This window comes from Cyanobium sp. BA20m-14, assembly GCF_024346295.1.
The window spans coordinates 1-7,166 of record NZ_JAGQCR010000167.1; the positions used below are offsets into that span (position 1 = coordinate 1).

General features: G+C 65.6%; 7 protein-coding genes and 1 tRNA gene. 2 read left to right on the forward strand and 6 right to left on the reverse strand.

The features are described 5' to 3' along the window. Positions 1-818: DUF3769 domain-containing protein (locus KBZ07_RS13815; protein WP_254932156.1), on the forward strand; the 818-nt coding region annotated here is incomplete at its 5' end. Here the strand turns inward: KBZ07_RS13815 and KBZ07_RS13820 are convergent. The 6 genes from KBZ07_RS13820 to KBZ07_RS13845 all read right to left on the reverse strand — a co-directional run bounded on the left by KBZ07_RS13820 (position 805) and on the right by KBZ07_RS13845 (position 6,792). Next, positions 805-1,419, reverse strand: coding sequence for a 3-isopropylmalate dehydratase small subunit 2 (locus KBZ07_RS13820; protein ID WP_254932157.1), 615 nt, complete (start codon positions 1,417-1,419; stop codon positions 805-807). The genes KBZ07_RS13815 and KBZ07_RS13820 overlap by 14 nt on opposite strands. Positions 1,420-1,421: 2 nt before the next feature. Continuing rightward, positions 1,422-2,843, reverse strand: coding sequence for a 3-isopropylmalate dehydratase large subunit (gene leuC, locus KBZ07_RS13825; protein WP_254932158.1), 1,422 nt, complete (start codon positions 2,841-2,843; stop codon positions 1,422-1,424). Positions 2,844-2,871: 28 nt separating this feature from the next. Further along, a complete protein-coding gene (locus KBZ07_RS13830; protein WP_254932159.1) occupies positions 2,872-4,128 on the reverse strand; it encodes a competence/damage-inducible protein A in 1,257 nt (418 codons plus the stop codon). Between the two features lies 1 nt (position 4,129). Beyond that, entirely contained in the window at positions 4,130-5,230 is a 1,101-nt protein-coding gene (locus tag KBZ07_RS13835) for a glycosyltransferase family 4 protein (RefSeq protein ID WP_254932160.1), read from the reverse strand. A 54-nt stretch (positions 5,231-5,284) separates the two neighbouring features. Next, positions 5,285-6,610: a serine hydroxymethyltransferase gene (gene glyA, locus KBZ07_RS13840; RefSeq protein WP_254932161.1), complete on the reverse strand. Its 1,326-nt coding sequence runs from the start codon at positions 6,608-6,610 to the stop codon at positions 5,285-5,287. A 108-nt stretch (positions 6,611-6,718) separates the two neighbouring features. After that, a tRNA-Arg gene (locus tag KBZ07_RS13845) sits at positions 6,719-6,792 on the reverse strand. Positions 6,793-6,846: 54 nt separating this feature from the next. Between KBZ07_RS13845 and KBZ07_RS13850 the strand changes: the two genes are divergently transcribed. Beyond that, positions 6,847-7,113: a hypothetical protein gene (locus tag KBZ07_RS13850; protein ID WP_254932162.1), complete on the forward strand. Its 267-nt coding sequence runs from the start codon at positions 6,847-6,849 to the stop codon at positions 7,111-7,113. The last annotated feature ends 53 nt before the right edge of the window (positions 7,114-7,166 follow it).

Here is a 7,166-nt window from a genome sequence, read left to right on the forward strand (position 1 = left end):
ATTTAGCGGGCAGCATAGTGCTCAACAAACCAAAATCACCGCGGCCATCGAAAACGCCCGGCCCAACAGATCAGGCAACAAATCAGGTAACAGATCAGGCAGCCGAGCAGGTAACTGTCGCACGCAGCAAGGGGCCATTCTTTCAGCCAGTTAGCCTAAATTGGGCCGCCCAATCCGGCAACTACGAAGCAACACTATTTGAAACCAACACCCTCGAAACCCTTTGGCGCAGCTACGCCAACCTGGCGATCAGCAGCACCCTTCAGCTCTGGCAGGGAGCAGCTCTCGATACCAGCGATGACCCCACCCGCGGTTTTCGCTATGCACCATCCCCGGTAGTTCCAGGCTTTGGGCTCGACTTTGGCGCAAGCGGTTATGTAGCCAGCTACAGCGACGGCGCCAGTCAGAACACACTCACCCTCTGGGGTGGCCCCGCCTTCACCATTGGCCAATTCGACAAACCCTTTTTCGATTACACCCGCTTCTCCACCTCCATTGCCGGCACTTTTTTGAATGGGGCCAGCCCATTTGGTTTTGACCGAACCGTGGACCTTCGCACGGTGAGTTTTCAGGTAGCCCAGCAGATCTATGGGCCACTGGTAGTTGAAGCTGGCGCCACCTTCAATATTGATAGCCGCTCGAAGTTTTACGGCGATGCTTCCTATTCCTATATGGAGCTGAAACTACAACGGCGCTCCTATGAGATCGGGGTTTTCTACAGCCCCTACGACGGGATTGGTGGCATCCGGGTCAAACTCAACGACTTCAACTTCGCAGGCACCGGCACCCCCTTCGTGCCCAGGCCTAGAATCCGCTGAGGTAGGGCAAGGCCCCAACCAAGCGATCGAGTTCAGCACCATTGGAGAGCAACTGGGAGGTGGCGTCCCACTGACCCGAGAGCAGCATCTGGCGTGGACCTGGCTGCAACTCAAGTTGCCAACTCTGGCCATCAGCTGCCTCGAGTCGAAGGGTATCCAGGCAAACGACAAGCTCGAGCGTGGGGATGGCGGCCAGTGCCGCCTGCAGGCTCAGCACTAAGTCATGGGGGGCCGTGAAACAGGGAATGCCCAAGGCCAGGCAGTTGCCATAGAAAATCTCGGCGAAGCTCTCCCCCACCACTGCCCGAATGCCCCAGCGCATCAGGGCCTGGGGCGCATGTTCCCGGCTGGATCCACAACCGAAGTTGCGATTCACCACCAACAGGGAAGCGCCCTGCGCTGCTGGGTGATCAAAGGGGTGGCTGGCGGGGCGTTCGGCCCGGTCGTCGGCGAACACCTGACTGCCCAGCCCCTCAAAGGTGATGCACTTGAGGAAGCGGGCCGGGATAATCCGATCGGTGTCGATATCGTCTCCGGCCACAACCACAGCCCGGCCGCGCAGGGCTGGGATGGGGCCCATGGGGAATGGCGAACTGGTCATCGCTACTGGCACGGCATGGTGGGCAACAGCTGGCGCACATCGCTGACCTTGCCAGCGATGGCTGCTGCGGCCACCATCGCTGGGCTCATCAGCAGGGTGCGGCCACTGGCGGAACCCTGGCGGCCCTTGAAATTGCGGTTGGAGGAGCTGGCGCTGATCTGGCGGCCCTCGAGGCGATCGGGGTTCATGGCCAGGCACATCGAGCAGCCGGGTTCTCGCCACTCGAAGCCGGCCGCCAGGAATACCCGATCGAGCCCCTCAGCCTCAGCAGCGGCTGCCACCTGCTCGGAACCAGGCACCACAAAGGCCTTGATGCCGGGGGCCACCCGGCGGCCCTTCGCCACGGCTGCAGCCGCCTGCAGATCGGAGAGACGGCCGTTGGTGCAGCTGCCGATGAAACACACATCCACCGGCGTGCCGGCTATCGGCTTGCCTGGCTGGAGGTCCATGTAGCGATAGGCCTCCTGGGCCAGGGGGCGCTCGTCTGGGGGGGTCTGCTCGAGGGTGGGCACCGCTTCGTCTACACCGATGCCCTGGCCCGGGGTGATTCCCCAGGTCACGGTGGGGGCGATGGCGGTTGCATCGAAGCGCACCTCGTCGTCATACAGCGCATCAGGCCCACTGGCCAGGCTGCTCCACCAGGCCACGGCCCGATCCCAGGCCGCACCGGCAGGCGCAAAGGGCCGACCCTTCAGATCGTCGAAGGTGATCTGGTCGGGGTTGACGTAGCCGCAGCGGGCACCGCCCTCGATCGCCATGTTGCAGAGGGTCATGCGCTCTTCCATCGAGAGCACCTCGATCGCCGGGCCGGCGAACTCGTAGGCATAGCCCACACCGCCCTTCACCCCCAGGCTGCGGATCACATGCAGCACCAGATCCTTGGCATAGACACCGCTCTGCAGCTGCCCTTCCACCCAGATGCGACGCACCTTGAGCTTGCCCATCGCCAGGCTCTGGCTGGCCAGCACGTCGCGCACCTGGCTGGTGCCGATGCCGAAGGCGATGGCACCGAAGGCCCCGTGGGTGGAGGTGTGAGAGTCGCCGCAGGCGACGGTCATGCCGGGCTGGGTCAGGCCGAGCTCGGGGGCGATCACGTGCACGATCCCCTGGCGGCCGCTGCCGATGCCATGCAGGGTGATCCCGTGCTCAGCGCAGTTGGCCTCCAGGGTGGCCAGCATCTGTTCGGCCAAGGGATCGGCGAAGGGCCGCGCCTGGGAGGTAGTGGGCACGATGTGATCCACCGTGGCGACGGTGCGCTCGGGGTGGCGCACGCTCAGGCCCAGGTCGTTGAGGGCAGCGAAGGCCTGGGGACTGGTCACCTCATGGATGAGATGCAGGCCGATGAAGAGCTGGGTGGAGCCGCCGGGAAGTTCGGCCACCCGGTGCAGATCCCAGACCTTGTCGTAGAGGGTGCCGGCGCTCAAAGCGGATGCAGACACATTTCCCCACACCCTAGAGGGCCAGCCGCAGCCGATTGAGGGCCTCACCCACCGTCAGCAACTGGATCCAGCTGCGCCCCCGGCTGCTGCCGAAGCGCACCCCCTCGCTGCTGCAGCCAGCCGGACCGGCGAGGGCGATATGCACCAACCCCACGGGCTTATCGCCACTGCCTCCCCCGGGCCCGGCCACGCCGGTCACAGCGAGGGCCCAGGTGGCTCCTGTCCTGCGGCGGACCCCCTCGGCCATGGCTGTAGCCACCGAATCACTCACCGCTCCATCAGCCTCAAGGGCGGCCAGCGGCACCGCCAGCAACTCCTGCTTGACAGCATTGGCATAGGCGATCACCCCGCCAAGAAACACATCCGAAGCCCCCGGCACCGCCGCCAGGGCTGCCCCCAGGCCGCCGCCCGTACAGCTCTCAGCCACGGCCAGCGTCTGGCCCCGCTGCCGCAACAACTGCAGCACCACCGAGGCCAGGCTGTCGTCGTCGCTGCCGAAACAGAGACTGCCGGTGCGGCGGCGCAGCTCGGCCTCCACCGGCACCAGCAGCGCCGCTGCCGCCGCCGCCGTGTCGCCCCGGGCCGTGATCCGCAGCTTCACCTGCCCGGCCCCGGCGTAGGGGGCCACGGTGGGGTTCTCGCCCGCCAGCAGATCGGCCACCTGCTCGGCCAGGCTGGATTCGGCCACCCCCCAAAAGCGCAGCATCCGACTGGCGAACACCCCAGCCGCGAGGGTGGAGCCGCGCAACCAGGCCACGGCCGTGACCTGCCACATCAGCTCCAGCTCACTGGGCACCCCGGGGAAGGTGAGCACGGTGAACCCGGGCTGGATCCCCGCGCCAGCCGGCGGGGTCCAGACCATCCCCGGTGCGGTGCCGGCGGGATTGGGCAGCACGGCCGCCCCCAGGGGCAGCTGGGCCTGGCGGCGATTGCTGGGTGCCACCGCCCGACCCCGGGCTGTGATCTTGGCCTGAATGTCAGCCCACACCTCTGGATGTTCCACCAGCGGGGCCCCGAAGGCGGCGGCAATCGCCTCGGTGGTGAGGTCATCGGGGGTGGGACCCAGTCCCCCCGTGGTGATCAGCAGCCGGCAGCGGCCGGCCGCCTCGCGCACCGCGGCTATCAGCCGCTCGCGGTTGTCGCCCACCACCGTCTGGCGGTGGTGGGGAATGCCCAGGGCCGCCAGCTGTTCGGCAATCCAGCGGGCGTTGCCATTGGTGATGTTGCCTAGTAGCAACTCGGTACCGATGCACAGGATTTCGGCAGTCACCTCATCCGAGCTCCTTGTTGGAAGGTGGCTGTTGCAAGGCACGACGGGTGCTGACCAACACCCAGATCAGCAACGCGGTGGCGAGCGCCAACCAGAGAAAGCGCAGCTCAGCATTGACCAGCACCAGGGCCAGGGAACCCAGCCACTGGGTGAAGGCATAGATCAGCAGCACCGTGCGGCGATGGCTGAGGCCGCTGCGCAGCAGGCGGTGATGCAAGTGGCGGCGGTCGGGGTAGAAGGGCGAGTGGCCCTCGCTGAGGCGGCCCATGATCACGGCCGACATGTCGGCCAGCGGCAGCGACAGGATCAGCAACGGCAACAGCAGGCTGACGCTGGTGAGCCCCTTGGCCGGGCCGACGATGCTGATGGCCGCCAGGGCGAATCCGAGGAAATAGGAACCCCCATCCCCCATGAAAATGCGGGCCGGATTGAAGTTGTGGCGCAGAAAGCCCAGGCAACTGCCGGCCAGGGCCGCCGCCAGCAGGCCAGCCGCCGGTTGGTGCAGGCTGAAGCTCACCGACAACAGACCCACCGCGGCGATGCCGCTGACCCCCGCCGCCAGGCCATCGAGACCATCAAGCCAGTTGATGGCATTGGTGATGCCCACCAGCCAGATCAGGGTGGCAACCAGGCTGAGCCAATCGGGCAACTGGAGCAGCAGATCCGCTCCCCCCAGCCAGGCCATGGGCAGCTCTATAGAGCCAATCCTCACACCCTCGTTCCAGGCCACCATTGCAATCGCCAGCTGGCCAGCCAGGCGGGGTAGCGGTGGCAGGGCAAAGAGGTCGTCGGCCAGGCCGATCAGAAAAAAGCACAGCGCCCCGGCCAGGGTGGTCCAGATCAACTGGTCCTTTTCCATGGGCAGGTTGGCAAATCCACCCAGCAGCCAAACCAGCGCCAGGGCAAGGCTGAAGGAGATGACAATGCCCACCCCTCCCAGGCGCACCATGGGAGTGGAGTGCTGCTTGCGGGAATCGGGGGCATCCACCAGACCCCAGCGCAACCCAACTCGACGCACCACAGGCACCACCAGAGCTGTCAGTAGGGCCGCCACAGCGAACGTGATCAGGGCCGCCAGGTTGGGACTTTCAATGAGGGTCACAGAACCAGGCTGAAGCGGGCCGGCGGCGGGCTTTGGCGCCTACCTTACGGGCGGCTACAGGGATCGGGCGTGCTGCAGCTGACGCTGCCCATCGACAAGATCTGCCCCGGACTCCTCGGCGTAGAGCGGAAAGCGCTCGCAGAGAGCAGCCACCCGCTCGCGGCAGCGCTGCTCGATGGCGGCATCCTCGGGGTTGAGCAGGCGGTCGGCGATCACATCGGCCACCTCGGCAAAGGCCTCCTGATCGAAGCCGCGGGTGGTGCAGGCGGCAGTGCCCAGGCGCAGACCGCTGGTGACAAAGGGCGACTGGGGATCGAAGGGCACCGTGTTCTTGTTGGCGGTGATGTGGACGTCACTCACCAGCAGGTCGGCCACCTTGCCGGTCATGCCGATCGAGCGCAGATCCACCAGCACGATGTGGTTGTCGGTGCCACCGCTGACCACGGCGATGCCGCGCTCCTGAAGGCGCTTGGCCAGGGCCTGGGCATTGGCGATCACCTGCTGGCTGTAGACCTTGAAGGAGGGCAGCAGGGCTTCACCGAAGGCCACCGCCTTGGCGGCGATCACGTGCTCGAGCGGGCCGCCCTGGCTGCCGGGGAAGACGGCCTTGTCGAACTGCCTGGCAAACTCGGCGTCGCGGCAGAGGATCAGGCCACCGCGGGGGCCGCGCAGGGTCTTGTGGGTGGTGGTGGTCACCACATCGCAAAGGGGCACCGGGTTGGGGTGCAAGCCAGCGGCCACCAGCCCGGCGATGTGGGCCATGTCGGCCAGCAAGTAGGCGCCCACCTCATCGGCGATGGCGCGGAAGGCCGCGAAATCAATCGTGCGGGGGTAGGCGGAATAGCCGCACACGATCAGCTTGGGCCTGTGCTCCAGGGCCAGCTGGCGGATCGTGTCGAAATTGAGCTGCTGGGTCGCCTCATCGACGCCGTAGTGCACGGCCTTGAACCACTTGCCGCTCACGTTCACAGGCGAGCCGTGGGTGAGGTGGCCGCCGTGGCTCAGATCCATGCCCAGGATCGTGTCTCCGGGCTGGAGCAGGGCCAGGAAGACGGCGAAGTTGGCCTGGGCGCCGCTGTGGGGCTGCACGTTGGCCCAGGCGGCACCAAACAGCTCCTTGGCCCGGCCAATCGCCAGCTCCTCGATGGCGTCGACGTGCTCGCAGCCGCCGTAGTAGCGCTTGTGGGGTAGCCCCTCGGCGTATTTGTTGGTGAGCACCGAGCCCTGGGCCTCCATCACGGCCCGGGAGGTGAAGTTTTCCGAGGCGATCAGCTCCAGGTGGGTCTGCTGACGATTCAGCTCCTTGCCGATCAATGCCGCGATGGCGGGGTCCCCATCGGCGAGAGACTGGTTGAGGGCAGCACCGCCGGTGAGGGCCATGGTTGGATTTCAATTCTTGTACCGATCGTAAGGAACGTCTTCCAGTGCGGGGAATGGGTCGCGAATCGGGCACAAAAAAAACCGCCCGAGGGCGGTTGGGGGAAAAAACGCGCCTGGAGAGATTCGAACTCCCGACCCTCTGATCCGTAGTCAGATGCTCTAATCCGCTGAGCTACAAGCGCACTGGCCCATTCTCACCGCATGAAGGGCCTATCCGTCAAATCACTGCCCCTCCTATGCCGATTCGCTGGTACGGCCCCGCCAACCCTGAAGAACCCACCTACAGACACTTTGAGCGGATCGTGAACCTCACCCTTCACGCCGCCCTGTTTTCTGCCTTGAACAGCGGCCTCTGGGTCGTGCAGGAACTGCGCCATCCCTGGATTCACCTCAACTGGCTCACCCTTGGCTGGCTGGCAGTGCTGCTGGTGCACGCCGGGGTGGTGATCGCCATGCGCCCGGCCCCCCCAGCCGAAACCCAACGCTCCAAAACCGAGCCATGACCCTCACCGCCTCAGATCTCAAGGAGCTCGAACTGGCCCTGGCCGATCGCCTC

Coding starts and splice junctions, on each gene's coding strand:
- KBZ07_RS13850 (WP_254932162.1), top strand. CDS start 6,847: ATGCCGATTCGCTGGTACGGCCCCGCCAACCCTGAAGAACCCACCTAC.
- glyA (WP_254932161.1), bottom strand. CDS start 6,610: ATGGCCCTCACCGGCGGTGCTGCCCTCAACCAGTCTCTCGCCGATGGG.
- KBZ07_RS13820 (WP_254932157.1), bottom strand. CDS start 1,419: ATGACCAGTTCGCCATTCCCCATGGGCCCCATCCCAGCCCTGCGCGGC.